This is a genomic window from Streptomyces sp. NPDC033178 (assembly GCF_055577685.1).
The window spans coordinates 209,676-235,419 of record NZ_JBVIPT010000006.1 but is presented as its reverse complement, the minus strand read 5'-3'; the positions used below and the strand labels follow the sequence as shown (position 1 = coordinate 235,419).

The window sequence follows — 25,744 nt, the reverse complement described above, 5'->3', positions numbered from 1 at the left end:
GCTCGGACCACCTCTGCCGAAGCCCGACGGTCAACCGCCTCCACCACCTGCCCCTACCAGCAGCTCTACCGGACCTCCCGGAGAAACTCCCGCAGGATCCGCTCGCCCGCGGCGACCCCCCGTTCCGGAAGGGCGGTGATCCCGGGGGCCGTCCACCCGACGTCGGCCAGTTCGCCGTGTCCGGGGCGCCAGCCGCGGTCCGCGGCCAGGAGGAGGTCGGCGTCGAGGAGGGAGTCCCCGGCCGCGAGGGTGAGGGTCGCTCCCGTGCGGCGGGCGACCTCCCGCATGGCGGCGCTCTTGGTGAGCGGCTTCGGTACGGCGTAGATCTTGCGGCCCTGGAGGGAGACCGTCCAGCCGCGGTTCTCCGCCCAGACGGCCAGTTCCTTCACCCAGTCCTCGGGGAGCAGTTCGCGCTCGACGACGAGGTATACGAAGAGGTCCTCGGCGAGGCGGTGCTTGCGTACCCAGGCCGGGTCGGCGGTGGCCTCCATGTGCTCGCGCACCTCGTCGAGCGGGGCGCACTCGCGGGCGAGGCGTTCGGTCACCGAGGCATGCCAGTCGAGGTCCGTCGCACCGTCGACGAGCAGGTGGCCGCCGTTGGCGCAGATCGCGTACTTCGGGGCGGGGCCCGGGAGTTGGATGCGCTGGTACTGCTTGCGGGTGCGGGTGGTGGTCGGTACGAAGTCGGCCACGTCACCGAGTTCGGCGAGGAGTCCGGCCGCGGTCTCGGTCATGTAGGACAGCGGCTTGCTCTCGTGCACCTCGACGCTGAGCAGCCGGGGCGCCCGCGCGTCCGGCATGGTCAGGGCCAGTGCTGCCGAGGAGTAGATGAGCGTGCGGTCGAGATCGCTGGCGACCAGCACCTTGGGTGAAGAGGTGGGCAGCGAACCGGAGTTGGCCGTCGGGGCGGTGTTCGTCATCAGACCGACACCGCCCTGCCGTCGGCACCGGTCGCTCCGCGGGTGTACTTCGGGTGGATCAACCCGACGCAGGTGTACGGGAGTTCGGCCACCTCCTCGACGGGTACGCCCCGCTGCTCGGCGAGCAGGCGTACATGGTCGAGGTCGGCGCCCGCGCCGGCCCGGGCGAGGATCTTCCAGGGGACGCGGCGCAGCAGGACGCGGGTCGCCTCGCCGACACCGGGCTTGACGAGGTTCACGTCGTGGATGCCGTACTCCTCGCTGATCCGCTCGACTGCCGCCCAGCCCTCCCAGGTCGGGCTGCGGTCGGTGGCGAGCAGCTCCTTGACCCGGTCGTCCACCGCGTCGCCGACCTCGTCGAAGCGGGCGGAGACGGCGTCCAGGAATTCGACGGAGACGTCCACGTCGGCGAGTTCGCGGTAGAACTTCGCGCCGTGGTAGTCGTGCTCCCCGACCAGGTCGGCACGGAGGACCGTACGCGAAATGAGGCCGGAGACCGTGGAGTTGAGGCAGGCGGAGGGGATGAGGAAGTCCTCGCGGGTGCCGTAGGTGCGCACGCAGGAGCCGGGGTCGGCGAGGACCGCTATCTCCGGGTCGAAGCCGGTGATGCCGTCGGATGCCTCGAACTCCTCGACGGCCTGGGCGAGTTCGCGGGTGATGGCGCCCTTGCCGGTCCAGCCGTCCACGAACACGATGTCCGCCGGGTCGTGGTGGGCGGCCAGCCAGCGCAGCGCGTTGGCGTCGATGCCGCGGCCGCGCACGATGGAGACGGCGTAGTGCGGGAGTTCCAGGCCGTGCCGGTGCTGGGCCCAGCGGCGCATCAGGACGCCGACAGGGGTACCGGCGCGGGCGAGCGACACGAGGACGGGGCGCGGGGACCGCTCCGCGAGCACGGTCTCCGTGACGACGCCGACGGCCTGGGCGATGCGGGTGGCCGAGACGGCGAGCGCGTTGTGGAACAGCTCCTGGTACGCGTCGCTCGGCTGGTACTCCACCGGGAGCGACTCCGCGTAGTGGGCGCCGCCGCTCTGGATGGCCTCCTCGCGCTCCTCGGTCGGCGCCTCCAGTTTCGTGTCCGAGAGATCCTGCAGCAGCCAGCCGACCTCGTCAGGTGCGTACGAGGAGAAGTCGGGGCCACGGAGGGGCTCGGGCAGCATGGATGGCCTTTCGGTGGGCGACGCGGTGGACGGCCGTGCTGGTGCGTACGAGGGGACGACGGCGAGCAGCACGCTCGGCGTGTGCGCGGACAGCCGCGCCAGCAGGCCGTCGGGAGCGTGCAGCTCGGGCGTGTCGGCGGCGGAGTCGACCACGGCGACGACGGCGTCGAAACCGGCGCCCGCGACGTTGTAGGCGTAGCGCTCGCCGGGGCCGTCGGCGGGGTCGTCGTGGGCGGGGAAGACCAGCCGGGTACGGATCGCATAGCCGGGGTCGTCGACGGCGAGCACCGGGGAGCGGGTGGTCGTGGAGTAGCGGACCTCGGCGTCGGTCAGCTTCTCCAGGGCGACGCCGAGCCGCAGCGGCGCGTACATCAGTTCCTCGAAGCCGAGGACGAGGACGCGGCGGGCGTCGGACGGGAGCGCTTCGGCGATACGGGCCGCCATGGCGGGCAGGGCGCCCTCCAGGCGTACGCGGTGCTCGGGGGTGAAGCCGTGCCGCCCGCCGTCGGGTGTCCCCGCGGGCCATCCCAGCTCGACACGGAGGACCGGCCGGGCGGGCTCCCCCTGGGCCTCTTGCGCTTCCTGCGCCTCCGGAGCGGACGCCTCCGCCTCGGACTCGTACCGCGCGACCAGCGCCTGGCCCTTCTCCAGGACCCCCTCGGGGAGCCGTACGGTGCCGGAGGCGGCCGTCACGAGGTCCACGCGGGCGCCGATCTCGCGGGCGAAGTCGTCCAGGCGTCCGAGGTCCGCGGCCGAGCGCATGTCGACCAGGGCGACTATGACGTACCGGTCGCGCGGATAGCGTTCGTGCAGGTCACGAATGGTGTTGAGGACCGTGTTGCCGGTGGAGAACTCGTCGTCGACGAGGACCAGCGGGCCGTCGCCGGCCAGCAGGTCGGGGTTCTCCGGGAGCAGCAGGTGCGAGGTGGCGTGCGAGTGGGACTCCTCGAAGCCGCCCGCCCGTGCGACGCCGTCGACGGGGCGCCGTGTCGAGTGGAGACAGGGCGCGAGGCCCACGCCGTCCGCGACGGAGTGTCCGAGCCCGGTGGCCGTCTCGGCGTACCCGAGGACGACGGCCCGGCGTGCCTCGTCCTCGCCGAGCAGGTCGCGCACGCGGAGGCCGAGCGCGAATCCGTACCCGTACACGACGGCGGGCGACTGGGGTATGTGCTTGCCGAGCACGTGCGACACGAGCAGATGGGCCCGCTTGGGGTTGCGCCGCAGCGCGAGCCCGAGCAGCTCGCCGAGCCCCTGGTCCCCGACGAGTTCGACGCCGAGCCGCTCGGCGACCCAGCATCCGGACCAGATCTCACCGTCGGCTCCGCCCGGCGTCCCGGACGGGCTCGCGGCGCCCGGGCCCGCGCCGGCCCCGGCCTTGGTCCCGGGGCGGAATCCGGTCGCCGACCAGACCCCTGCCCCGCCCCCGTCGTTCACAGCGTTGTTCATGGATTCCTTGGGTGTCGGCCAGTGTCGGTGAGCGTAAGTGGGTGCGATGAGGGCGTGCTGGGGGGCGTCAGCCGGGGATTCCCGCGGCGAGCAGTTCCACGAAGCCGATGTCCTCGTTCGCGACGCCGAAGACCTCGGCCCGCTGGAGGGTGCGCTCCGCCCAGGCGCGGTGCGGCTTCACTTCGTTCATCTTGTTCGTGTACGCGGACCGCAGCACGCCCCCGCCGCCCCGCTCGGGCCGCAGGATGTCCTGGGCGTCGCTGAACTCCTCGTGGCTGACGACGGACAGCGCGTGCACGGGCAGGACGTGCGAGGGGTGGATGCAGGTCTTGCCCTGCAGTCCGTTGGCCCGGTCGAGGGAGATCTCCCTCAGCAGACCATCCATGTCGTGCTCGATCAGCAGGGCGCGCAGGTCCTCGGCCTCCGGGGTGAAGGGGCTGCGCCGCAGCTGGGGCTTGAACATGCGCTCCTGGACCCTGAAGTACTCCCACACGGGCCCGGTCACCGTGAATCCGGTGCCGTCGGCCCTGCCGAGCACGTTCACCACGTCCGCGATCACGGACGCGACGATCTGCACGTCGTACGCGGTCATGTCGGGCGCCCTGCGCAGTCCGTACGCGGAGCAGAAGTCGGTGACGCCGAGCCGCAGCGCGAGCACCCGGTCGCGGTACTTGTCGACGGCCCGGAAGATCCCGGCGAGGGTCTCCGCCCGCGACTCGCGGTACAGCAGATCGGGCGATTCCAGGACCGGCATCGCGAACAGTCGTCGTCCGCTGGCGACCTCGGCCGCGGTGAGCGCCTCCAGGAACGGGATCCCCCGCTCCTCGGTGAACTTCGGCAGTACGAATCCGGACAACAGACGGACGGATTCGCCGAGCCGCCGGACCAGGTCGGGGATCTGCTCGGGCGCTCTGACCCGGACGAACAGCAGCGGAAGCTCGGTCTCCGGGCAGCGTTCGGCCAGGTCGGCGAATTGCCGGACCAGGTTCGCCTCGGCCTCCGGAACCTCCGCGTCGTCGATCGAGTCCTCCAGGCACAGCACCATCGAGACGACACCGCGCCCGGTCTGCTTCACGATGTCGTCGGCCAGCTTCGGCCTGGTGGCAGGGCTGTAGAGGGTGGCTCCGAGAGCCACGGCCAGCATTCTGGCCGGGGAGTCCGCGGTGAACACGCACGGCTCCTGGTGGAAGAGGCGCTCCCGCACCTCAGGGGCGATGTGCCCGAAATGACGCATGAGTCTCCCCCGGGGCGGCTAGGCGGCCTGACGATATGTGGCCGGTAATAGTACGTAGAGATCCATGTCAAGGGTTCCCACCGGGCATGAAATTCAGGTAACGCAGGCAAACACCATTGTGTCTCCCGTCCGCGGATCGGGCCGGTCGGGAAGTCACCCCCGCGTTGTCGTGACCAGGACCGAGAAGGCAGGATGACCGCATGACGCACGCGATGCTGAAGGGGTCGAACGTCCCGCTGGACGCCACTGCGGTGCGCGCCGTGCTGCGCTGGACGCCGGGACGGGGTGTCCCGGACGTGGATGCCTCCGCGCTGCTCCTCGGCCTCGACGGTCGTGTGCGGTCCGACGAGGACTTCGTTTTCTACAACCAGCCCCGGCACCCCTCGGGCAAGGTCTGGCGACTCGGCAAGAAGCGCGTGAACGAGGGTCTCGCCGAGGGACTCACCGACACGATTCAGTCGGATCTCGTCGGCGTTGACAATGGAGTGGGACGAATTCTCCTTGTCGCTTCCGCCGACGGCGTCACCTTCGACCGGGTCAGCGCCCTGCGGATCCTGCTGTACGACGCCGTGCTCGGGGACGCCGAGCCGGTGGCGTACTTCGACATCAAGCCACAGACCGGCGAGGAGACCGCGCTGGTCTGCGGCGAACTGTACCGGCGCGGCGAGGGCTGGAAGTTCCGGGCGCTCGGCGAGGGCTATACGAACGGCCTGCAGGGGCTGGCGTCGGACTACGGCATCTCGGTGGACGAGTCCGAGGGCGGGGACCAGTCTGCGTCCGCCCTGCCCGGCCCGCCCGCCGGTGCGCAGCCGCTGCCGCCGGAGCAGCACACGCAGCTGCCCCCGATGCCCCAGCAGCCGTCGTACGGCTATCCACCGGCCGCCGCGGGTCCGGAGCCCACCCGGCAGCAGCCGCCCGCCGTGCAGCCCGCGTACGGCTACCCACAGCCCACCAGCCAGCCCGCCTACGGCTACCCGCAGACGGCCCCGTCCCAGCCCGTCCCGGCAACGGCCCAGTCCGGCTACGGCTACCCCCAGCCGGTGGCACCTCTCCCCGACCCGGACTTCAGGCTGCCCCCGCAGGGCCCCCAGTTCATCGGCCGATAGGGGGCGCCCCAAGGCCCCCGCAGGGGCGCGGGGCGTGACATCGTGCGGCTCCGCCGTGTGGGCGCGGCAAGCCACACACGACCCGCGGCCGCCACCGAACCGGACACCCCTGGTTCCGAGGCGCCCCCGCCGAGCCCGGCGGCGGCGCGTGGTCAGCGGTCGGCTTTCGTCTTGTAGCCGCGGCCCCACTGGAGTCCCCAGCCGTAGAGCCGGTCGAGCTCGGCCTGGAAGCCGTACACGAACTTCACCTCGCGACGCACCACCAGTTCGTTCTTGATGTTCTCGATCATGACCACCGCGCAGGACCTTGCCTGGGAGTGCCGCTCGTCGAGGCCGATCTCGATCCGGGGGCCGTTGCTCGGGAAGAGCGTCACGATCGCGTGCGTACGGTCGAAGGCGGGGGTCTGGTCGTAGATGTAGACGAAGACCAGGAGCCGCTTTATCTGCTCGCGGTGGTCGAGGTTGACGAAGATCGTCTCGCCGGAGCCGGAGCCGAAGCGGTCGTCACCGCTGAGTTTCACGTACGGCGCGCCGTTGAGCTCGCCCAGGAAGCCGCCCAGTGGCTGGACGACTCCCTTGGTGCCGTCCGCGAGCTCGTACATGCAGCCCAGGTCGAGGTCGACGTTGACCATGCTCTGGGTGTGCGCCTGCACCACGTCCGGCTTGAACGCCTTGAAGGGGTGGCGCAGCAGGCTGTCCCGCTGGGACCCGCCTATGTCGGAGGTGCGCATCCGCCAGGACAGGTTGATGCGGAGGTTGCCGGTGGCCGCGCCCTGTTTGGTGAGCGAGATGGTCTGGTTCCGTTTGGTCAGTTCGATGGCGTTGGTCGCCGCGCTGCCCGAGTCGAACTCCGTCGACCGTCCGCGCCACAAGCCTTCCCAGAAGCTCATTCCCGCCCCCACGCTTCCCTGTTCACCTCGATGAATGCGCCGGGGCGGCCGCGAGGAATCCCTCGACGGCCGCCCCTCACAGAGCGTTCCTCACTCGGAGCTGTGTCACACCCCGGACGAGATCTCAGCCTTGTCGTCCGAGGCCTCAGCTTTTCCCTCGGCGGCCGCGATCGCTCGGTTGCGGCGCACGGAGGACCAGAAGGACCAGGCGATCAGGACGACACCGATGAGGCCGGTGACGATCTCGTTGACCTCGAAGCGGATCGTGATGAGCAGGATGCCGGCGAGGGCGCCGATCGCGTAGTGCGCGCCGTGCTCCAGGTAGACGTAGTCGTCGAGGGTGCCCTGGCGGACCAGGTAGACCGTGAGCGACCGGACGTACATGGCGCCGATGCCGAGGCCGAGGGCCATCAGGATGATGTCGTTCGTGATGGCGAAGGCGCCGATGACGCCGTCGAAGGAGAACGACGCGTCCAGGACCTCGAGGTACAGGAACATGAAGAAGGCGGCCTTGCCGACGAGCGCCCCCGCGGAGACCTTCTTGCCCTCGCGCTGGGCCTCCTCCTCGGCCTCGTGCTCGCGCTCCTCCGCTTCCTCGAGACGGTTCTCGAAGAAGCCGGAGAGTCCACCGACGACCAGGTAGGTGATGAGTCCGGCGACGCCGGAGAGCAGCACCGTCTCCGCCTTGTCGGCGGATCCGGCGTGCAGGTGTGCCTTCGGGGCGAGGTACAGCGCGGTGATCAGCAGGATGATGAGCGCGATGCAGGCCGAGAGCATGTCGACCTTGCCGAGCTTGGCGAGCGGGCGCTCCAGCCAGCCGAGCCACTTGATGTCACGGTCCTCGAAGATGAAGTCGAGGAAGATCATCAGCAGGAACATGCCGCCGAAGGCCGCGATCGACGGGTGGGCGTCGGTGACCAGTTCCTGGTAGCGGTCGGCGTCGTTCAGTGCCAGGTCGACCGCCTCGATGGGGCCGAGCGAGGCACTGATCGCGACGATCACGACGGGGAAGACGAGCCGCATGCCGAAGACGGCGATCAGGATGCCGATGGTGAGGAAGATCTTCTGCCAGAAGGCACTCATCTTCTTCAGGATTCCGGCGTTGACCACAGCGTTGTCGAAGGACAGCGAGATCTCGAGGATGGACAGGATCAGCACGATCCCGAACGCGGTCCATCCGTCGATCAGCACCGCTGCGACCAAGCCGAGCGCGGTGACCGCGAACGACCAGCCGAAGGTTTTCAGAACCACTGGCTACCCAATCGTGAGTATGGGGGGCTACCCCCGGACGAAGTCCGGAGGGGGTTTCCCCCCGCCGTACCCGGCTTTACGAAACATTGACCACAAAGTCTAGAGGGACGACCCATCGGACGAGAGGGCCGGGCCACCCCACCCGGAGAGTCGCAGGTCCAGAGGGTTCGGACGCCAGTGACGCGCCTTCGGCCCCGCCCGCCACACTGCTTTCGGTGCACGGCGGGCGACGGCCTCCCCTTCGGTCACCGGGGGCACCTTCCCCGGACCCGGCGGCCCTACGAGACGTTGACCCCGAAGTCCAGGGCGATGCCCCGCAGTCCGGACGCGTACCCCTGTCCCACCGCGCGGAACTTCCACTCCGCGCCGTAGCGGTAGACCTCGCCGAAGATCATCGCGGTCTCCGTGGAGGCGTCCTCGGAGAGGTCGTAGCGGGCGAGCTCCTGGCCGTCGGCCTGGTTGACGACCCGGATGAAGGCGTTGCTGACCTGACCGAAGGTCTGGCCGCGGTTGTCGGCGTCGTGGATCGAGACCGGGAAGACGATCTTGTCGACGTTGGCGGGCACCTTGGAGAGGTCGATCAGGAGGGATTCGTCGTCGCCGTCACCCTCACCCGTGAGGTTGTCCCCGGTGTGCTCGACCGAGCCGTCGGGGCTCTTGAGCTGGTTGTAGAAGATGAACCACTCGTCACCGAGCACCCGACCCGAGTTGCACAGCAGCGCGCTGGCATCGAGGTCGAAGTCTGCTCCGGTGGTCGAGCGTGCGTCCCAGCCGAGCCCGATCATCACCTGTGTGAGGTTCGGTGCGGCCTTGGAGAGGGAGACATTGCCCCCCTTGGCGAGCGTGACGCCCATGATCCTTGTCCTCCCCGGTCAAGCCATTGGGTTGTCGAGCACGTCCGGCGCCGCACTAGGAGTGTGCGACGCCGGACGGAAAAAAGGTGAAGCGGTTGAAGCTGCCCGGGGCCGGACGACGGCCCCGGGGTGGCTCAGACGTTGACGCCGAAGTCCTGCGCGATGCCGCGCAGACCTGAGGCATACCCCTGACCGATGGCGCGGAACTTCCACTCCGCACCGTGGCGGTACAGCTCGCCGAAGACCATCGCGGTCTCCGTGGAGGCGTCCTCGGAAAGGTCGTACCGGGCGATCTCCGCCTCGCCCGCCTGGTTCACGACGCGGATGAACGCGTTGCGCACCTGGCCGAACGACTGCTGGCGGTTCTCGGCGTCGTAGATCGAGACCGGGAAGACGATCTTCTCGATGTCGGCCGGTACGCCGGCGAGGTTGACCTTGATCTGCTCGTCGTCGCCCTCGCCCTCGCCGGTGGTGTTGTCACCGGTGTGCTCGACCGAGCCGTCGGGGCTCTTCAGGTTGTTGAAGAACACGAAGTTGGCGTCACTGCTGACCTTGCCCTCCGCGTTCGTCAGGATGGCGCTGGCGTCCAGGTCGAAGTCGGTACCGGTGGTGGTGCGGATGTCCCACCCCAGACCGATGATGACCGCGGTCAGTCCCGGGGCCTCCTTCGACAGCGATACGTTGCCGCCCTTGCTGAGGCTGACTCCCACGAGTCCTCCCATTGGTGTCCAGGGGCGGTGCGCCCCGTAGTGCGTCGGTATCGGATCAACGTGTCGATCCTAGTGAGGGGTTCCCCACCGCCGCAGGCCCTGGGCGTGAAGAATCCCGGAGTGTCGGCATCACAGGCCGGTCACGGAGCAGGGATCACGCCGGGATCACGCCGGGATCACAGGCTGTCGAGCGCCGTCACGTACTCGTTCAGGTCACGGGCGTCCGGCAGGGCGTTGACGACGGTCCAGCGGACGATGCCCTCCTTGTCGATGACGAAGGTGCCGCGCACCGCGCAGCCCTTGTCCTCGGCGAAGACCCCGTACGCGCGCGAGACCTCGCCGTGCGGCCAGAAATCGGACAGCAGCGGGTAGTCCAGGCCCTCCTGCTCGGCGAAGACGCGCAGGGTGTGGATGGAGTCGTTGGAGACGGCGAGCAGCTGGGTGTCGCGGTCGGAGAACTTCGGCAGGTTGTCGCGCAGGGCGCACAGTTCGCCCGTGCAGACGCCGGTGAAGGCGAAGGGGTAGAAGAGCAGCACGACGTTCTTCGCGCCGCGGAAGTCCGAGAGCTTCACGGTGGCGCCGTGGTTGTCCTTCAGCTCGAAGTCCGGGGCCTTGTCGCCGACCTCGATCGTCATGGTGCTGCATCCCTTCGGTGGGGTCCGTGGGGCCGTTCGGGTCCCCCACCCTACGCAGAGACCCCTTTTCGCCCCCGCCGCCCCTACCCGTTCCCGTCCCCTGGGGCTCCGCCCCAGACCCCGCTCCTCAAACGCCGGAGGGCTGAAATGCCTCAGGAGCTCGAGATACCTCGGGCCGAGATACCCAGGGGCGCGGGGAACTGCGCAACGAGCCACAGCGGACCCGCACCCGCACCCGCACCCGCCAACGAAAAACGGGGGCCCAGGGGTGCCAACCCCTGAACCCCCGCCCAACTCAGCGGAGCGTCACCGCTTTGACTTGGCCGCCTTCGGCGTAGCCAGCCGGGTCCCGCTCCAGTCCTTCCCCACGCTGATGCTCTTGGTCTGGGACAGACCCGCGGTCGTCGCGGCTTCCGCGATGTCGCTGGGCTCCACATACCCGTCTCGGCCGGTCTTCGGCGTCAGCAGCAGGACGGCGCCGCCCTCTTCGACGTACGTGGTGGCATCCACCAGCGCGTCCGTCAGGTCGCCGTCGTCGTCACGGAACCAGAGCACTACGGCGTCGGCGACGTCGTCGTACTCCTCGTCCATGAGCTCGCTGCCGATGACTTCTTCAATGGCCTCGCGGAGCTCCTGGTCGACGTCGTCGTCGAAGCCGATCTCCTGGACCACCTGCTCGGGCTGGAATCCCAGCCTGGTGGCCAGGCTCGTCCGCTCCTCCGCGTGGTCCGCGGTCGCGCTCACGGGTTGCCTCCTGATCATGTTCGGTAATGGGGTCTCCCCCTGCTCGGGCGAAGCCTGGAGCTTGGGGAAGTTCAAGCCACGCGCGTGCGCGAAGCATTGGCCGTAGTCCACACGGGCGGGGCGGATCGCGCAAGTACCCGGCCGTCGGGACCGCCGAAACGGTGACGATCCCGACCGTGTCGCCGCAACTCCAGGCAGGGAATCCTGGCCATTGGTGACGCACACCACACCAATCTGCCCCATTTGTGGATTTACGAACCCTACGAGGGTACGGGACTCGAAAGGCTTTGCGGTACGCGTCACTGGTCGGGCGTATCGTTGCGATTTGCCGGGCCCGCCCTTGGGGGGACGGGGCGAACGTCTCGGTTACCTCTCGGTAGAGATGACGTTTCCGCCCCCGAGGTACACGATGGGGAACGGTGCAGAGACCCAGGTAACCAGAGAGACCCCCCAAGAAAAAACCGGGAAAAACCGAGAAAAAGCGGCCCCCTGAGAGCGAAGGAACAGCGTGGCTTCCGGACCCGATCGCAACCCGATCATCATTGGCGGCCTTCCGAGTCAGGTCCCTGACTTCGATCCAGAAGAGACCCAGGAGTGGCTCGACTCCCTCGACGCCGCCGTCGACCAGCGGGGCCGGGAGCGGGCCCGCTATCTCATGCTGCGGCTGATCGAACGGGCCCGCGAGAAGCGCGTGGCCGTGCCGGAGATGCGCAGCACGGACTACGTCAACACCATCGCCACCAAGGACGAGCCGTTCTTCCCCGGCAACGAGGAGATCGAGCGCAAGATCCTCAACGCGACCCGCTGGAACGCGGCCGTGATGGTGTCCAGGGCGCAGCGCCCCGGAATCGGCGTCGGCGGCCACATCGCCACCTTCGCGTCCTCCGCCTCCCTCTACGACGTGGGCTTCAACCACTTCTTCCGCGGCAAGGACGAGGGCGACGGCGGCGACCAGATCTTCTTCCAGGGGCACGCCTCCCCCGGCATCTACGCCCGCGCGTTCATGCTGGACCGGCTGAGCGAGCAGCAGCTCGACGCCTTCCGCCAGGAGAAGTCCAAGGCGCCGAACGGCCTGTCGTCGTACCCGCACCCGCGGTCGATGCCGGACTTCTGGGAGTTCCCGACGGTCTCGATGGGCCTCGGTCCGCTCGGCGCGATCTTCCAGGCGCGAATGAACCGCTACATGGAGGCGCGCGGTATCGCGGACACCTCCAAGTCCCACGTTTGGGCGTTTCTCGGTGACGGCGAGATGGACGAGCCCGAGTCGCTCGGCCAGCTGTCCATCGCCGCGCGCGAGGGCCTGGACAACCTCACCTTCGTCGTCAACTGCAATCTGCAGCGACTCGACGGTCCGGTGCGCGGCAACGGAAAGATCATCCAGGAGCTGGAGTCGCAGTTCCGCGGCGCCGGCTGGAACGTCATCAAGCTGGTCTGGGACCGCAGTTGGGACCCGCTGCTCGCGCAGGACCGCGACGGCGTGCTCGTCAACCAGCTGAACACCACGCCCGACGGACAGTTCCAGACGTACGCCACCGAGACGGGTGCGTACATTCGCGACCACTTCTTCGGTCACGACCACCGGCTGCGGGCGATGGTCGAGAACATGACCGACGACCAGATCCTGCACCTGGGCCGCGGCGGTCACGACCACAAGAAGGTCTACGCGGCGTACGCGGCGGCCAAGGCGCACTCCGGCCAGCCGACCGTGATCCTCGCGCAGACGGTCAAGGGCTGGACGCTCGGCCCGAACTTCGAGGGCCGCAACGCCACGCACCAGATGAAGAAGCTGACAGTCGCCGACCTCAAGGGTTTCCGCGACCGGCTGCACCTGCCGATCTCCGACAAGGAGCTGGAGTCCGGCGCGCCGCCGTACTACCACCCGGGCCGGAACTCGGAGGAGATCCAGTACATGCACGACCGCCGCAAGGGGCTCGGCGGGTACGTCCCGACGCGCGTCGTGCGGTCGAAGCCGCTCGCGCTGCCCGAGGACAAGACGTACGCGAGTGTGAAGAAGGGTTCGGGTCAGCAGTCGATCGCCACCACCATGGCGTTCGTACGGCTGCTCAAGGACCTCATGCGGGACAAGGAGATCGGCAAGCGGTTCGTACTGATCGCGCCCGACGAGTACCGCACCTTCGGCATGGACTCGTTCTTCCCGAGCGCGAAGATCTACAACCCGCTCGGCCAGCAGTACGAGGCCGTGGACCGCGACCTGCTCCTCGCGTACAAGGAGTCGCCGACCGGGCAGATGCTGCACGACGGCATCTCCGAGGCGGGCTGCACGGCCTCGCTGATCGCGGCCGGCTCGGCGTACGCGACGCACGGCGAACCGCTGATCCCGGTGTACGTCTTCTACTCGATGTTCGGATTCCAGCGCACCGGCGACCAGTTCTGGCAGATGGCCGACCAGTTGTCGCGCGGCTTCGTACTGGGCGCGACCGCCGGTCGTACGACTCTGACCGGTGAGGGTCTGCAGCACGCGGACGGGCACTCGCAGTTGCTCGCCTCGACGAACCCGGGCTGTGTCGCGTACGACCCGGCCTACGGGTTCGAGATCGCGCACATCGTGCAGGACGGGCTGCGGCGGATGTACGGCTCGTCCGACGAGCACCCGCACGGCGAGGACGTCTTCTACTACCTCACCGTCTACAACGAGCCGATCCAGCACCCCGCCGAGCCGGAGGGCGTGGACGTCGACGGCATCCTGAAGGGCATCCACCGCTTCGCGGAAGGGACTTCGGGCGCCATCCCGGCACAGATCATGGCGTCCGGTGTCGCCGTGCCGTGGGCCGTCGAGGCCCAGCGGATCCTCGCCGAGGAGTGGAACGTACGGGCCGACGTCTGGTCGGCGACCTCCTGGAACGAGTTGCGGCGCGAGGCCGTCGAGGTGGAGCGGCACAATCTGCTGCACCCCGAGGAGGAGCAGCGGGTTCCCTATGTGACGCGGAAGCTGTCCGGGGCACAGGGGCCGTTCGTGGCCGTCTCCGACTGGATGCGGTCGGTTCCGGACCAGATCGCCCGCTGGGTGCCGGGGACCTACCAGTCGCTGGGTGCCGACGGGTTCGGCTTCGCCGACACCCGGGGGGCCGCTCGTCGGTTCTTCCACATCGACGCGCAGTCGATCGTGGTGGGGGTGCTGACGGAGCTCGCGCGTGAGGGCAAGGTCGACCGGTCCGTACTGAAGCAGGCGATCGACCGGTATCAGTTGTTGGATGCGGCTGCCGCGGATCCGGGTGCCGCGGGTGGGGATGCGTAGCGCTCGGCGCCGGGTTCGGTTGTCGGGTGCGGGTGCGTGGGGGTTGTCGCGCAGTTCCCCGCGCCCCTGAAGGGGCGCTCCTGACCGGAGGCGTCTAGCACAGTGCGGTGGGGGTGGTGGGCCTTGGGTCCGCCGCCCCTTCGCGTTTTCTACTATGCGCGCATGAAGCAGCAATCGGCGCAGGACCGTTGGGAGCAGCGTACGCAGCGGCCCTTGTTGGGGCTCGCGGTGGCGTTTGCCGTCGCCTATGCCGTGCCGATCGTGTGGCCCGAGGCCGACCGGGAGGTGACCTCCTGGTGCACGAGGGTGGAGTGGGCGGTCTGGGGGTTGTTCGCCCTGGACTATCTTGTACGGCTCGTTCTCACCGACCGGCGGCGGGAGTTCGTCCGTACGCACTGGCTCGATCTGTGCGCGGTGCTGTTGCCGCTCATCCAGCCGATACGGCTGCTGCGGCTCGTCTCCACGTTGCTGCTCGTCGGGCAGCGGGCCCGGATGGCGCCGCAGATACGGCTGACCACGTATGTCGTGGGTGCGGTGGTGGCGTTGCTGATGTTCGGCTCGCTCGCCGTGCTGTCCGTCGAACGGGAGTCGCCCGAGGGCAACATCAGGACGCTGGGTGACGCGGTGTGGTGGTCGTTCACCACGATGACGACCGTGGGGTACGGCGATCATGCTCCGACCACCGGGCTCGGGCGGATGATAGCGGTCGGGCTGATGCTGTCCGGGATCGCTCTTCTCGGTGTCGTGACCGCCAATATCGCCGCGTGGTTCATCTCGCGGTTCGAGTCGGACGATGTGGAGGAGCGGCGGCAGACCGCGGCGATCGAGACGCTGGCGGAGGAGGTACGCGCGCTGCGGGCGCAGGTCGCCGCGTTGTCCGAGTCGGCGTCTGCCGCTGGGCCGCCGTCCGTGTCGGGGAGGATTCCGCATCAGGCTGCCGCCGCGGAGGAGCAGTTGAGCTGAGCGCTCTGCGGTTGTTCGTCGGCAGCAGGCCGACGAACAACCGCAGCACGGTCCTTCACTGTCCGGCTAGAACATCCCGTTGCCGGGGCCTGCCGTTCCGGCCATCCATGCGATCGCCAGGATCGTGTCGATCGCGCCGAGTACGAGCGCGACCAGCGCCGGCAGTGGGCGGGCGCCGTTCCAGCGGCGTCCCATGGCCAGCCATCCGCAGACGATCGCCAGTGGGCCGAGGATGATCCCCAGCACGAAGAAACCGGCGACCGCGCAGATGACTCCGATGATTCCGAGCGTCGCGCGGTCCGGCCCGCTCCGTGACCCCGTACGGCGACGTGAGCGAGGGTGCTTGCGCGTGGTGTGACCGAAGCCCGCCATCATCAACTCCCTGGACCTCTGAGCCGGCCGCATGCCGGCCGGTTCGGGCTCGGAAGCCGGGTACCCCGGTCCCTTCGGTTCAGACCCGTACTTTTCTCCCCCGGCTTCCGTGGCGCGCTGCCCCCCTCCGGCAGCACGCCACGGCCTCACCGAACTGCCCGTTTCGTACGGATCAGTTGAGAGCACTCTGACCTGCGACGCGACCGATATGAAAGTCATACGGAACGGCGTCACCCTGATAGGCGAAAGCCCCGCCGAGTGAACTCGGCGGGGCCGGGCGCGAGATGGCGGAGAAGGGCGGGCGGACTAGATGTGTCCGACTCCCGCGCCCGCTTCCGCGTTGGCACCCCGCTTGGTGAGGAAGGCGACGAAGATGGCCACGACGGCGACGCCGGCCGCGACGAGGCTCGCCAGGCTCATGCCGGAGATGAACGTGTCGTGCGCGACGCCCGTGATCTTCTCGGCGAGCTCGGGCGGCGTGCCCGGTGCCACCGGCGCGGCGCCGACCTGGACCGCCTCCTTGGCCTGGTCGAACTGGACCGGGGTGAGCTGCGGAAGGCCCGCGTCCGCCCAGTTGCCCGCGAGGTCGCCGTCGACCTTGGAGGCCATCACGGCACCCAGGACCGCCGTACCGAGGCTGCCGCCGATCTGCATCGCGGCCTGCTGGAGACCGCCGGCGACACCGGAGAGCTCCATCGGCGCGTTGCCCACGATTACCTCCGTGGCGCCGACCATGACCGGCGCGAGGCCGAGACCGAGGAGCGCGAACCAGATCGACATGAGCCCGCTGCTCGTGTCCGTCTCCAGCGTCGACACACCGAACATGGCGATGGCCGTGAGCGCCATGCCGCCCGCGAGCGGGATGCGCGGTCCCGTCTTGGTGATCATCGCGCCGGCCAGGGGCGAGCCGACGATCATCATGCCGGTGAGCGGCAGCAGGTGCAGACCCGCGTCGATCGGGCTCATCCCGTGCACGTTCTGCAGGTAGAAGGTGACGAAGAACAGGCCGCCCATGAAGGCGATCGCCATGAGCACCATCAGGACCACACCGGCCGACAGCGCCACGGAGCGGAAGAGCCCGAGCGGGATGAGCGGCTCGCTCACCCGGTTCTCCCAGAACGCGAACAGCCCGAAGCCGAGCACCGAGATGGCCAGGAACGACCACGTCATGGCGTCGCCCCAGCCCCACTCCGGGGCCTTGATGAGCGCCCAGACCAGGCAGAACATGGCGCCGGACAGCAGGCCGATACCGGGGAGGTCGAACGAGCGCGGCGCGTTCTCCGCGCGGTGGTCGGTGAGGATCACCACGCCGAGTACGACCGCGATGATGCCGACCGGCACGTTGATGAAGAAGACGGACTGCCAGCTGACGTGCTCGACGAGCACACCTCCGAGGATCGGGCCGCCGGCGGTGGAGGCGCCGATGACCATGCCCCAGATGCCGATCGCCATGTTCAGCTTCTCGGCCGGGAAGGTGGCGCGCAGCAGACCGAGCGCGGCCGGCATCAGCAGTGCGCCGAACAGGCCCTGGAGCACTCGGAAGACGACCACGAAGGCGATGCTGTCGGAGAGGCCGATGGCGCCCGAGGCCGCCGCGAAGCCGACCACGCCTATCAGGAAGGTCTGCCGGTGGCCGAACCGGTCACCGAGCTTGCCCGCCGTGATCAGCGTGACGGCGAGCGCGAGGAAGTAACCGTTGGTGATCCACTGGACGTCCGCGAAGCTGGCGTTCAGGTCCTTCTGGATGGCCGGGTTGGCGATGGCCACGATGGTGCCGTCCAGGGCCACCATCATCACGCCCACGGCCACGGTGAACAGGGTGTACCAAGGGTGGCCGCGCAGCCCCTTGCCCGGGGTCGGACCGGAGGCGGCGGGCGGGGCCTTGTCGGCCGGGCCGGTCGTGTCGACGGTGGTCTGACTAGTCATGCATCGAGGCTAATGACAGCCACTGACAGTTGACAAACCAATTCACAAGTCGGTAACTGTCACGTCACTCGCGGATAGGCTGAGCTGGGCAGAACGGACACCTGCGGCGCGCCGGAGGGACGAAACAGACGCAGACGCAGAAGAGACGCAGACGCGGAAGACGGGAAGAGGTTCCATGGACACGGCGTCACGGCCGGGGCTGCGCGAGCTCAAGAAGCAGCGCACCCGGGACGCCCTGGTGCGGGCCTCCCTGGAACTGTTCACGACACAGGGGTACGAGCGGACGACCGTCGACGAGATCGTCGAGGCCGTCGACGTCTCGCAGCGCACGTTCTTCCGGTACTTCGCGGGCAAGGAGGACGCCGCCTTCGCCGTCCAGGAGATGGCCGAGTCGCATTTCGTCGCGGCGGTGCGCGGGCGCCCTGCCCACGAGGCCCCGTTGGACGCGCTGCGCCAGGCCGTCCTGGCCAGCTGGGACACCATCGGCGAGGCCATCGAGGCAGTCATCCCCCTCGAACTGCACATGCGGGCCTTCCAGTTGATCGAGTCGACACCCGCACTGCTCGCCGCCCATCTGCGCCGCCAGGAGGGGCTGGAGGAAGAACTCGCGCGAGTGATCGCAGAGCGTGAGGGCCTCGACGTGGACACCGATCCGCGACCGCGCCTGGTCATGGCCGTTTTCGGCGGGGTGATGCGGCTGACGGGCCGGCTCTGGGGTGCGGGCGAGGACTTCAGCGTGGCGGCGATGCGTGAGCTGACCGCCTCGTATCTCGACCAGGTGGGGCCCGCGTTGGCGGAGAACTGGCATACGGGCGGCGGGAACGACCGTACGGACACCCAGTGACGACAGTCGCACACAGGGTCGAACTCCGCCGTCGGCAGGGCGAGTCACGCACCTACACAGGGTGACCGGACGACTCAATATGCGCCCGGTTTTACCCAATTACCCCTCCTGAAACGTGATCCGCCTCACTCGGTTAACGCGAGACACTCTCGTTCTCCTAGTGTGTCCTTTCAGTGACTTCCTTCGACTCCACCCCCCAACTGAACGTCTGGCGCATGTTGCTCGCGCTGGCCGTGGTGTTCGTGATGCTCGGGACCACCGGCTGGACAGCCGTGCGCAACCACCGGGGCGCGACCACACCGCTCGCGGCGTCGCTGTCCGCCTGGGAACGCGGTCACATAGGCGGACATCGCCTGCCCGACCCGGACGACACGACGCCCGCCCGGCTGGCCCACTTCTTCGCCTCGCTCGACGCGCGGCAGCGGTCCCGGCTCGCCGCCCGCTATCCGCTGGCGGTCGGCAACATGAACGGGGCGCCGGTACAGCTCCGCTACCGCGCCAACCACATCGCCCTCGACCAGGCACGCAAGGTCGAGCTCAAACGCATGCACGACGACCGGCTCTCACCGACCGGACAGCACGAGGCCGGCCGCCGGATGCATCGGTATGTGGACCTGATGAGCGGCGAGCGACGCATCCTCGCCTTCGACCCGATGGGCTCGGGCCGGGTCGCGGAGGTCTTCGGCGACCTGGACGGGGCCGAGCGGGTCTCGGTCGTGGTGCCCGGCGTCGACACCAACCTCCTGACCTTCCAGCGCACCAACCGGACGTACTCGGCGCCCGTCGGCATGGCGAAGTCGCTCCACAGCGCCGAGCGGGCCGCGAGCCCCCAGACTCGTACGGCCGTCATCGCCTGGGCCGACTACACGGCACCCAGCGGGCTCGGCATGGACGCGGCCACCGGGATTCGCGCCGAGGAGGGCGCGGTCCGGCTCAACGCCCTGGTCCGGGCGCTGCCCGGACGCTCCGGCGTGGCCCTGTACTGCCACAGCTACGGCTCCGTGGTCTGCGGCGTCGCCGCGCACTCGCTGCCCTCCCGGGTCTCCGACATCGCGGTGGCGGGCAGCCCCGGTATGCGGGTCGAGAGGGCCGCGCAGCTGCGCACCTCCGCCCGGGTGTGGGCCGTACGGGACTCCGACGACTGGATCGAGGACGTACCGCATCTGGAGGTCGGCGGGCTCGGCCACGGGGCCGATCCGATGTCCGCGGACTTCGGCGCGCGGGTGCTGTCGGCCCGGGGCGCCCAGGGACACACGGGCTATTTCGTGCCCGGCACCGACAGCCTGCGGAACTTCGCCGAGATCGGGATTGGCGCGTACCGCGCGGTGCGCTGCGCCCGAGAGGATGACGTGTGCCGGGAGGGTTTGTCCGACACGGCTGAAGTCGGACGCGCGTAGAGAACGAAGAAAGTGCGGTCCGCCCAGGGAGGGGACTACGAAGCGCATGCCGCATACGATGGCCCGCATGGGTGACGTACTGGCCGGATTTCATGCCGCCTGGGAGTTCGAGTCCGACTCCGTGCTCATCCGCTTCGAACGGGGGATCCGCACGCCGAAGCTGTTCCAGGCGCTCGGTGAGCGCCGCATCCCGCTCGACGCGATCGCGGCGGTGACGCTGACGCCCGGCAAGCGCGGGACGGTCGTCCTGCGCGCCGAGCCGAGACCGGGAGCGGATCCGCTCATGGAGGCGGCGGCGGGACAACTGAAGGATGCGTGCGACCCCTATCGGCTTGTTCTGCCCGCCGAGCGGGAGACGCTCGCCGAGTACTACGCGGACGAACTGCGGGCGATGCTCGCGACCAACGACCCGGGGCCTGCCGAGCGCTATCTGGTGCGGCCGCCCGAGACGCCGCTCCAGTTCAAGGCGTACGACGGGAAGGCGTCCTTCGACGGGAAGTCCGTGCACTTCCGGTGGTTCTGGACGGGGGCGTCCTCCGCCAAGTGGAAGGCCGGCGACCAGAGTTTCGCCGTGTCCGACCTGTGCGGTGTCGAGTGGCGCTCGCCCGAGGTCTTCGAGGGGCATCTGCGGCTGCTGCGCCGTGACGCGGTGGTTTCGCAGCCGGCTCAGGCGGATCAGGATCCGGCCGCCGTTGTTTTCGGGCTGGGATACGGGCCGGTTCACGAGTCGTTGCCGTTCGCGGCGTCGGTGCTCGCGGCGGTTCGGACGGGTGGGCCTTCGGCCCCCCTGCCCGAGAACCCGGGGGCCGGGACCGGGACCGCGGCCGGGGCGCGGCGGGATCCGGCCGACATCGCTGACCGGATCCGGCATCTCGGCGAGCTTCATGAGGCTGGGCTCGTCACGGATGAGGAGTTCTCCATGAAGAAGGCCGAGTTGCTGGCCGAGCTGTGAGGGGGGCGGGCCTGCGGGGCGGTTGTCGGCTGCGGACCCGTCGTGGCTGGTCGCGCAGTTCCCCGCGCCCCTGAAGGGGCGCTCGTGGAGCCGCAGATTTCGCGGAACCGCCCGCCCCGGACAAGCCTCGTGGACCCCGCGCCTCACGGACCCCGCGGCCCTCGCGCGGCCCGCTCTACTCCCGGCCCGCCGATACGAACGTCATGTCCGCGTAGCGGTTGCCTGATACCTGGGAGGCGATCCCGTCCAGTACTCCCAGGTCGTCCTCGCTCAGGGCGATGCGGGTTGCCGCCGTGTTCTCCTCGATTCGGGTGCGCCTGCGGGTGCCCGGGATGGGGACGACCGGGAGGTCGTGGACGGACGCCTGCTGGTGGACCCAGGCCAGGGCGATCTGGCCGACGGAGGCGTCGTGGGCCTTCGCCACCGCCCGGATCGGCTCCAGGAGGGCCGCGTTCGCCGCCGCGTTGTCGCCGGTGAAGCGGGGCTGCTGGCGGCGGAAGTCGCCCGCGGTGAGCTCCGTTTCGGCGTTCGTGAAGGAGCCGGTGAGGAAGCCCCGGCCGAGCGGGGAGTACGGGACCAGCGTCACGCCCAGTTCGCGGGCCGCCGGGACCACGCCCGCCTCGATGTCCCTGCTGAACAGCGACCACTCCGACTGGACGGCCGCGATCGGGTGCACCGTCTGCGCGGCACGGAGTTCGCCGCCCGTGACCTCGCTGAGGCCGAGCTGCTTGACCTTGCCCTCGCGGACCAGCTCGGCCATGGCGCCGACGGTCTCCTCGATGGGGACGTTCACATCACGGCGGTGCATGTAGTAGAGGTCGATCACATCGACGCCCAGCCGCTTGAGGCTCGCCTCCACGGCCTGCCGGATGTACGGCGCGTCGTTGCGGATGATCCGCTTCGTCGGCTCGTCCGGCGGGATCGTCAGGGCGAACTTGGTCGCGATGACGACCTCGTCGCGGTGCGCCCTGAAGAACGGCGACAGGAACTCCTCGTTGTCGCCCTGGCCGTACGCGTCCGCCGTGTCGTAGAGCGTCACGCCCAGTTCCAGCGCACGCTCCAGCGTGGCGCGGGCCTCCTCGGCGTCCGTCGGGCCGTACGCGAAGCTCATGCCCATGCAGCCGAGGCCCTGCACCCCGACCTCGGGGCCGCCCATGCCGAGCTGTGCCTTCGCGATCCTGCTGTCCGTCATCGGGACCTCTCCGACGCCAGGGCCCGCCCGGCGTCCGCATAGAAATTGATCTTCCGGTCGAGCACCGCGAGGGTGTCCTGGAGCTCGGCGATCCGCGCCCGGACGTCCCGGCGGGTGGCTTCGAGCAGCTCGAAGCGGTCGGCGTACGTGTGATCGCCCTCGCGCACCATCTCCGCGTACCGCACCATCCCGGCGACCGGCATCCCGGTCAGCCGCAGCTTGCCGACGAGGTCGAGCCAGTCGAGGTCGCGGTTGCTGTAGCGGCGCTGGCCGGTGTGCGAGCGGTCGATGTGGGGCATCAGCCCGATCCGCTCGTACCAGCGGAGGGTGTGCGCCGTCAGGCCGGTGAAGGCGACGACCTCGCTGATCGTGTACTGGTCCTGGCCGTCCGGACGCCGGGCCGCGTGCGGCGGGCCGGCACAGGTGTCGTTCCTGGTGTCCGTGGTCTCCATCACCGTCATGGCCTCAACGCTAAAACCTTGGAGTGCACTCCAAGCAAGCGGATTCCGATGAAATTCCGACGACATCGGCCGGGGTCCGTGGCTACCGTGCCGATCATGAGTCTTGTACGTCGCGCCGTACCCGAGGACGCCGAGGAACTCCTTCGACTGCGCCAGGTGATGATCGACTCCATGGCCGGGGCGGACACGTCCACCGACTGGCATGCCGAGTCCCTGACCACCGTACGGGGGCGGCTGTCCGATCCCGACGGGGGTTTCGCCGCGTTCGTCGTCGATCACCCCGAGCGGGTGGGGGCGTTGGGGGCGCTTGTCGCGGGGACGGTGGAGTACCGGATCGGGCGGGCCGGGAATCCGCACGGGCGGGTCGGATACGTCTTCAGTGTCGCGAGCGACCCCGAGGTGCGGCGGCGGGGGTATGCGCGGGCCTGTATGGAGGCGCTGGTGGCGTGGTTCCGGGAGCAGGGAGTCGGGCAGATCGATCTGACCGCGTCGGCGGATGCTGCGCCGCTGTACGCGTCCATGGGGTTCGTCCGTACGCCTGATCCGTTGATGCGGCTGAGGTTCTGACCGGTGGGCGGCTGCGGGTTCGTCGTGGTCGTAGGCTCTTGCTCATGTCTTTGGAGAGTCTTGCGCTGATCGAAGAGTGGCCCGTTCCTACCGCTGCCGCGGCCGTCGTGCGGGCGGACGGCACCGTGCTCGGGGCGCACGGGCCCACCTCGCAGCGGTTCGCGCTGGCCTCCGTGACGAAGCCCCTCGCCGCCTACGCCGCCCTTGTCGCGTACGAGGAAGGGGCCGTCGAGCTGGACGAGCCCGCCGGGCCCGAGGGGTCGACCGTGCGGCATCTGCTCGCGCACACCAGTGGGCTGGCTTTCGACGAGCACCGGGTGACGGCGGCGCCGGGGCTGCGGCGGCTGTACTCCAACGCCGGGTTCGAGCAGTTGGGGGATCACATCGCGAAGGCGACGGAGATTCCCTTCGGTGAGTATCTGAAGCAGGCGGTCCTCGAACCGCTGGGGATGACGTCGACGACCCTCGACGGCTCGCCCGCGAAGGACGGTGTCTCGACCGTCGACGATCTCGTGCGGTTCGCCGCCGAGGTGCAGGCGCCGCGGCTGCTCGACCCGCGGACCGTCGCGGAGGCGATGACCGTGCAGTACCCGGGGACGAAGGGCGTCCTGCCGGGGTACGGGCACCAGAACCCCAACGACTGGGGCCTCGGCTTCGAGATCAGGGACTCCAAGTCGCCCCACTGGACGGGGAGTTCGTCCTCGCCGCGGACCTTCGGGCACTTCGGGCAGTCGGGTACGTTCCTGTGGATCGACCCCGAGGCGGGGGTGGCCTGCGTGGCGCTGACGGACCGGGCGTTCGGACCGTGGGCCGTCGAGGTGTGGCCCGCCTTCACGGACGCGGTGCTGGCCGACCTGTAGGGCGCGTACGCGCCTCCTACGCCATCTCCCAGAACAGCAGCTCCGCCCCGTCCCGGGCGACCGCCTCCAGGTCCTTCGCGTCCGTGATCCGGGCCGCGTCGCCGGGGCTCAACACCCAGCTGTCCAGCAGGACTTCGCCGCGTACGACATGTGCGTACACGAACGGCGCGTCCGGGACGGCGGTGCGCTCCCCCGGCGCCAGGCGGCGTACATGGAGCATCGCGGCCGCCTCCGGGACGGCGTACGGGGTGGAGTCTGCGATGCCGTGGACGACCTCGTACGCGGGGTCGCCACCCGGCTCAAGGGGGGCGAGCCACATCTGGACGAAGGTCAGCGGCAGCTCGCCGTCGTTGCGTTCGACGTGGCGGACCCCGCCCGCCGAGCTGAGGCGCTGCACGTCACCGGGGCGTACCACCGATTCGTGGCCGACCGTGTCGCGGTGGGTCAGCTCGCCCTCGACGACCCAGGTGACGATCTCGGTGTGGCTGTGCGGGTGCTCGTCGAAGCCGGCGCCGGGTGCGAGGCGCTCCTCGTTGCAGGCGATGACCGCGCCGAAGCGGAGGTTGTCCGGGTCGTAGTGCGGGCCGAAGGAGAAGGCGTGCAGGGACTCGATCCCGGCCGCCGGGTCGCCTCCGCGGTAGCGCTCGTCGGCGCGCCGTACGTCCATCACGGACCCACCGTAGACCCGTCGGACGAGCCGTCCGAGACCCTCCGCCGCATACTCCCGTCCTGATAAGGCAGTCTTGTCCCGTGCCCGAACCCGAATCCAGCAACACCGAACGCGCCGCCCGCGCCGCCCATGCGCACGCCGCGACCCTGAAGCGGCTGGAGAAGTCGTCCGGCAGTCTCGCGGCCCAGGCGATCGCGCGCATGGACGAGACGCTGCCGTGGTACCGGGCGATGTCCCCGGAGAACCGGTCGTGGATCGGCCTCGTCGCCCAGGCCGGTATCGCGGCGTTCAAGGAGTGGTTCCGGCATCCGGACGCTCCCCAGGCGATCTCCACGGACGTCTTCGGCACCGCGCCGCGCGAGCTGACCAGGGCGATCACCCTGCGCCAGACCGTCGAGATGGTGCGCACCACGATCGAGGTGATGGAGAGCGCCATCGACGAGGTGGCCGCTCCCGGCGACGAGTCCGTGCTCCGCGAGGCGCTGCTCGTGTACGCGCGGGAGATCGCCTTCGCGACCGCCCAGGTGTACGCGCAGGCCGCCGAGGCGCGCGGTGCCTGGGACGCCCGGCTGGAGTCCCTGGTCGTGAACGCCGTCCTCTCCGGGGAGGCCGACGAAGGCGCGGTGTCCCGTGCCGCGGCGCTCGGCTGGAACTCGCCCGAGCATGTGTGCGTGGTGCTGGGCACGGCGCCCGACGGTGACAGCGAGCTGACGGTCGAGGCCATCAGGCGGGCGGCCCGGCACGCCAAGCTCCAGGTGCTGACCGGGGTGCTCGGGGACCGGCTGGTCGTCATCGCGGGTGGCAGCGACAATCCGCTCGGTGTCGCCAAGTCCCTGATCGGGCCGTACGCCGCCGGCCCCGTGGTGGCCGGTCCCGTCGTGCCCGACCTGCTCGCCGCGACCCGCTCCGCGCAGGCTGCCGCCGCCGGCCTCAAGGCGTGTTTCGCCTGGCAGGACGCCCCGCGGCCGGTTCTGGCGGACGATCTGCTGCCGGAGCGCGCGATCGCCTCGGACCCCTCTGCCCGTGAACAGCTGGTGGAGGAGATCTACAGACCACTGGAGGAGGCCGGGTCCGCTCTCCTGGAGACGCTGAGCGTCTATCTCGAACAGGCGAGCAGTCTCGAAGGAGCGGCCCGGATGCTCTTCGTGCATCCCAACACCGTGCGCTACCGGCTTCGACGTGTGACTGACGTCACCGGCTGGTCGCCCTCGGATGTACGTTCGGCGTTCACGCTGCGGATCGCGCTGATCCTGGGGCGTCTGGCCGATGGAGATCCCCAGCTCTAGGCTTTTGTCGGGGCCCTACAATTCCCCCTCCTGTTCTTCGTCCCTGTCCCC

General features: G+C 69.4%; 23 protein-coding genes. 9 read left to right on the top strand and 14 right to left on the bottom strand.

Annotated elements, in window-relative coordinates; translation table 11 throughout:
* Positions 1-65: 65 nt before the first annotated feature.
* The 3 genes from ACZ5VQ_RS16985 to ACZ5VQ_RS16975 all read right to left on the bottom strand — a co-directional run bounded on the left by ACZ5VQ_RS16985 (position 66) and on the right by ACZ5VQ_RS16975 (position 4,757).
* Positions 66-920: an HAD family hydrolase gene (locus ACZ5VQ_RS16985; RefSeq protein ID WP_469105536.1), complete on the bottom strand. Its 855-nt coding sequence runs from the start codon at positions 918-920 to the stop codon at positions 66-68.
* Positions 920-3,523: a phosphoribosyltransferase gene (locus ACZ5VQ_RS16980; RefSeq protein ID WP_469105535.1), complete on the bottom strand. Its 2,604-nt coding sequence runs from the start codon at positions 3,521-3,523 to the stop codon at positions 920-922. The genes ACZ5VQ_RS16985 and ACZ5VQ_RS16980 overlap by 1 nt, the downstream gene beginning before the upstream one ends.
* A gap of 67 nt (positions 3,524-3,590) precedes the next feature.
* A complete protein-coding gene (locus tag ACZ5VQ_RS16975) occupies positions 3,591-4,757 on the bottom strand; it encodes an HpcH/HpaI aldolase/citrate lyase family protein (protein WP_469105534.1) in 1,167 nt (388 codons plus the stop codon).
* A 200-nt stretch (positions 4,758-4,957) separates the two neighbouring features.
* Here ACZ5VQ_RS16975 and ACZ5VQ_RS16970 point away from each other — a divergent pair, with 200 nt between their 5' ends.
* Entirely contained in the window at positions 4,958-5,863 is a 906-nt protein-coding gene (locus tag ACZ5VQ_RS16970) for a TerD family protein (protein WP_469105533.1), read from the top strand.
* Positions 5,864-6,015: 152 nt separating this feature from the next.
* Here the strand turns inward: ACZ5VQ_RS16970 and ACZ5VQ_RS16965 are convergent, their stop codons facing one another.
* The 6 genes from ACZ5VQ_RS16965 to ACZ5VQ_RS16940 form a co-directional block, all read right to left on the bottom strand.
* Positions 6,016-6,753 (bottom strand): TerD family protein, encoded by a 738-nt coding sequence (locus ACZ5VQ_RS16965; protein ID WP_362074806.1) that lies wholly within the window; start codon positions 6,751-6,753, stop codon positions 6,016-6,018.
* 105 nt (positions 6,754-6,858) lie between these two features.
* Complete coding sequence (locus tag ACZ5VQ_RS16960) at positions 6,859-8,004, bottom strand: DUF475 domain-containing protein (RefSeq protein WP_143631616.1); 1,146 nt, start codon at positions 8,002-8,004, stop codon at positions 6,859-6,861.
* Between the two features lie 278 nt (positions 8,005-8,282).
* Positions 8,283-8,858 (bottom strand): TerD family protein, encoded by a 576-nt coding sequence (locus ACZ5VQ_RS16955; RefSeq protein WP_055617906.1) that lies wholly within the window; start codon positions 8,856-8,858, stop codon positions 8,283-8,285.
* 134 nt (positions 8,859-8,992) lie between these two features.
* Complete coding sequence (locus tag ACZ5VQ_RS16950; RefSeq protein WP_055617911.1) at positions 8,993-9,568, bottom strand: TerD family protein; 576 nt, start codon at positions 9,566-9,568, stop codon at positions 8,993-8,995.
* Between the two features lie 176 nt (positions 9,569-9,744).
* Positions 9,745-10,203 (bottom strand): peroxiredoxin, encoded by a 459-nt coding sequence (locus ACZ5VQ_RS16945; protein WP_469105532.1) that lies wholly within the window; start codon positions 10,201-10,203, stop codon positions 9,745-9,747.
* A gap of 306 nt (positions 10,204-10,509) precedes the next feature.
* Positions 10,510-10,947, bottom strand: coding sequence for a DUF3052 domain-containing protein (locus ACZ5VQ_RS16940; protein WP_055611766.1), 438 nt, complete (start codon positions 10,945-10,947; stop codon positions 10,510-10,512).
* Between the two features lie 508 nt (positions 10,948-11,455).
* On the opposite strand from ACZ5VQ_RS16940, the gene aceE reads away from it, so the two are divergent.
* Positions 11,456-14,203, top strand: coding sequence for a pyruvate dehydrogenase (acetyl-transferring), homodimeric type (gene aceE / locus ACZ5VQ_RS16935; RefSeq protein ID WP_469105531.1), 2,748 nt, complete (start codon positions 11,456-11,458; stop codon positions 14,201-14,203).
* A 162-nt stretch (positions 14,204-14,365) separates the two neighbouring features.
* Positions 14,366-15,166 carry a potassium channel family protein gene (locus tag ACZ5VQ_RS16930; RefSeq protein ID WP_469105530.1) on the top strand — a complete coding sequence of 267 codons (801 nt, stop codon included), beginning with the start codon at positions 14,366-14,368 and terminating at the stop codon, positions 15,164-15,166.
* Positions 15,167-15,232: 66 nt separating this feature from the next.
* Here the strand turns inward: ACZ5VQ_RS16930 and ACZ5VQ_RS16925 are convergent, their stop codons facing one another.
* Complete coding sequence (locus tag ACZ5VQ_RS16925) at positions 15,233-15,541, bottom strand: small hydrophobic protein (protein WP_469105806.1); 309 nt, start codon at positions 15,539-15,541, stop codon at positions 15,233-15,235.
* Between the two features lie 303 nt (positions 15,542-15,844).
* Positions 15,845-17,464, bottom strand: a complete 1,620-nt coding sequence (locus tag ACZ5VQ_RS16920) for an MFS transporter (RefSeq protein ID WP_469105529.1) — start codon at positions 17,462-17,464, stop codon at positions 15,845-15,847.
* Positions 17,465-17,639: 175 nt separating this feature from the next.
* Between ACZ5VQ_RS16920 and ACZ5VQ_RS16915 the strand changes: the two genes are divergently transcribed.
* The 3 genes from ACZ5VQ_RS16915 (at position 17,640) to ACZ5VQ_RS16905 (ending at position 20,657) form a co-directional block, all read left to right on the top strand.
* The gene (locus tag ACZ5VQ_RS16915) at positions 17,640-18,308 is read left to right on the top strand and encodes a TetR family transcriptional regulator (RefSeq protein ID WP_469105528.1); all 669 of its coding nucleotides are present in this window, start codon (positions 17,640-17,642) and stop codon (positions 18,306-18,308) included.
* 173 nt (positions 18,309-18,481) lie between these two features.
* Positions 18,482-19,705, top strand: coding sequence for an alpha/beta hydrolase (locus tag ACZ5VQ_RS16910; RefSeq protein ID WP_469105527.1), 1,224 nt, complete (start codon positions 18,482-18,484; stop codon positions 19,703-19,705).
* A gap of 58 nt (positions 19,706-19,763) precedes the next feature.
* Positions 19,764-20,657, top strand: coding sequence for a DUF4429 domain-containing protein (locus ACZ5VQ_RS16905; RefSeq protein WP_469105805.1), 894 nt, complete (start codon positions 19,764-19,766; stop codon positions 20,655-20,657).
* A gap of 175 nt (positions 20,658-20,832) precedes the next feature.
* On the opposite strand, the gene ACZ5VQ_RS16900 is transcribed toward ACZ5VQ_RS16905, so the two are convergent.
* Both ACZ5VQ_RS16900 and ACZ5VQ_RS16895 read right to left on the bottom strand, forming a co-directional pair.
* Entirely contained in the window at positions 20,833-21,849 is a 1,017-nt protein-coding gene (locus tag ACZ5VQ_RS16900; protein WP_469105526.1) for an aldo/keto reductase, read from the bottom strand.
* On the bottom strand, positions 21,846-22,310 hold the full coding sequence (locus tag ACZ5VQ_RS16895; RefSeq protein WP_200398424.1) for a MerR family transcriptional regulator: 465 nt from the start codon (positions 22,308-22,310) through the stop codon (positions 21,846-21,848). Before ACZ5VQ_RS16895 ends, ACZ5VQ_RS16900 begins: the two co-directional genes overlap by 4 nt.
* Before the next feature lie 96 nt (positions 22,311-22,406).
* Here ACZ5VQ_RS16895 and ACZ5VQ_RS16890 point away from each other — a divergent pair, with 96 nt between their 5' ends.
* Both ACZ5VQ_RS16890 and ACZ5VQ_RS16885 read left to right on the top strand, forming a co-directional pair.
* The gene (locus tag ACZ5VQ_RS16890; RefSeq protein ID WP_469105525.1) at positions 22,407-22,877 is read left to right on the top strand and encodes a GNAT family N-acetyltransferase; all 471 of its coding nucleotides are present in this window, start codon (positions 22,407-22,409) and stop codon (positions 22,875-22,877) included.
* A gap of 44 nt (positions 22,878-22,921) precedes the next feature.
* Positions 22,922-23,737, top strand: coding sequence for a serine hydrolase domain-containing protein (locus ACZ5VQ_RS16885; RefSeq protein ID WP_469105524.1), 816 nt, complete (start codon positions 22,922-22,924; stop codon positions 23,735-23,737).
* A gap of 16 nt (positions 23,738-23,753) precedes the next feature.
* Here the strand turns inward: ACZ5VQ_RS16885 and ACZ5VQ_RS16880 are convergent, their stop codons facing one another.
* A complete protein-coding gene (locus tag ACZ5VQ_RS16880; protein ID WP_362075209.1) occupies positions 23,754-24,404 on the bottom strand; it encodes a pirin family protein in 651 nt (216 codons plus the stop codon).
* Between the two features lie 83 nt (positions 24,405-24,487).
* Between ACZ5VQ_RS16880 and fasR the strand changes: the two genes are divergently transcribed.
* On the top strand, positions 24,488-25,693 hold the full coding sequence (gene fasR / locus ACZ5VQ_RS16875) for a fatty acid biosynthesis transcriptional regulator FasR (RefSeq protein ID WP_189838055.1): 1,206 nt from the start codon (positions 24,488-24,490) through the stop codon (positions 25,691-25,693).
* The last annotated feature ends 51 nt before the right edge of the window (positions 25,694-25,744 follow it).

Coding starts and splice junctions, on each gene's coding strand:
- ACZ5VQ_RS16925 (WP_469105806.1), bottom strand. CDS start 15,541: ATGATGGCGGGCTTCGGTCACACCACGCGCAAGCACCCTCGCTCACGT.
- ACZ5VQ_RS16970 (WP_469105533.1), top strand. CDS start 4,958: ATGACGCACGCGATGCTGAAGGGGTCGAACGTCCCGCTGGACGCCACT.
- ACZ5VQ_RS16895 (WP_200398424.1), bottom strand. CDS start 22,310: ATGACGGTGATGGAGACCACGGACACCAGGAACGACACCTGTGCCGGC.
- ACZ5VQ_RS16920 (WP_469105529.1), bottom strand. CDS start 17,464: ATGACTAGTCAGACCACCGTCGACACGACCGGCCCGGCCGACAAGGCC.
- ACZ5VQ_RS16945 (WP_469105532.1), bottom strand. CDS start 10,203: ATGACGATCGAGGTCGGCGACAAGGCCCCGGACTTCGAGCTGAAGGAC.
- ACZ5VQ_RS16980 (WP_469105535.1), bottom strand. CDS start 3,523: ATGAACAACGCTGTGAACGACGGGGGCGGGGCAGGGGTCTGGTCGGCG.
- ACZ5VQ_RS16905 (WP_469105805.1), top strand. CDS start 19,764: ATGGCCCGCATGGGTGACGTACTGGCCGGATTTCATGCCGCCTGGGAG.
- ACZ5VQ_RS16955 (WP_055617906.1), bottom strand. CDS start 8,858: ATGGGCGTCACGCTCGCCAAGGGGGGCAATGTCTCCCTCTCCAAGGCC.
- ACZ5VQ_RS16885 (WP_469105524.1), top strand. CDS start 22,922: ATGTCTTTGGAGAGTCTTGCGCTGATCGAAGAGTGGCCCGTTCCTACC.
- ACZ5VQ_RS16930 (WP_469105530.1), top strand. CDS start 14,366: ATGAAGCAGCAATCGGCGCAGGACCGTTGGGAGCAGCGTACGCAGCGG.
- ACZ5VQ_RS16915 (WP_469105528.1), top strand. CDS start 17,640: ATGGACACGGCGTCACGGCCGGGGCTGCGCGAGCTCAAGAAGCAGCGC.
- ACZ5VQ_RS16975 (WP_469105534.1), bottom strand. CDS start 4,757: ATGCGTCATTTCGGGCACATCGCCCCTGAGGTGCGGGAGCGCCTCTTC.
- ACZ5VQ_RS16890 (WP_469105525.1), top strand. CDS start 22,407: ATGAGTCTTGTACGTCGCGCCGTACCCGAGGACGCCGAGGAACTCCTT.
- ACZ5VQ_RS16880 (WP_362075209.1), bottom strand. CDS start 24,404: ATGGACGTACGGCGCGCCGACGAGCGCTACCGCGGAGGCGACCCGGCG.
- ACZ5VQ_RS16985 (WP_469105536.1), bottom strand. CDS start 920: ATGACGAACACCGCCCCGACGGCCAACTCCGGTTCGCTGCCCACCTCT.
- ACZ5VQ_RS16900 (WP_469105526.1), bottom strand. CDS start 21,849: ATGACGGACAGCAGGATCGCGAAGGCACAGCTCGGCATGGGCGGCCCC.
- ACZ5VQ_RS16965 (WP_362074806.1), bottom strand. CDS start 6,753: ATGAGCTTCTGGGAAGGCTTGTGGCGCGGACGGTCGACGGAGTTCGAC.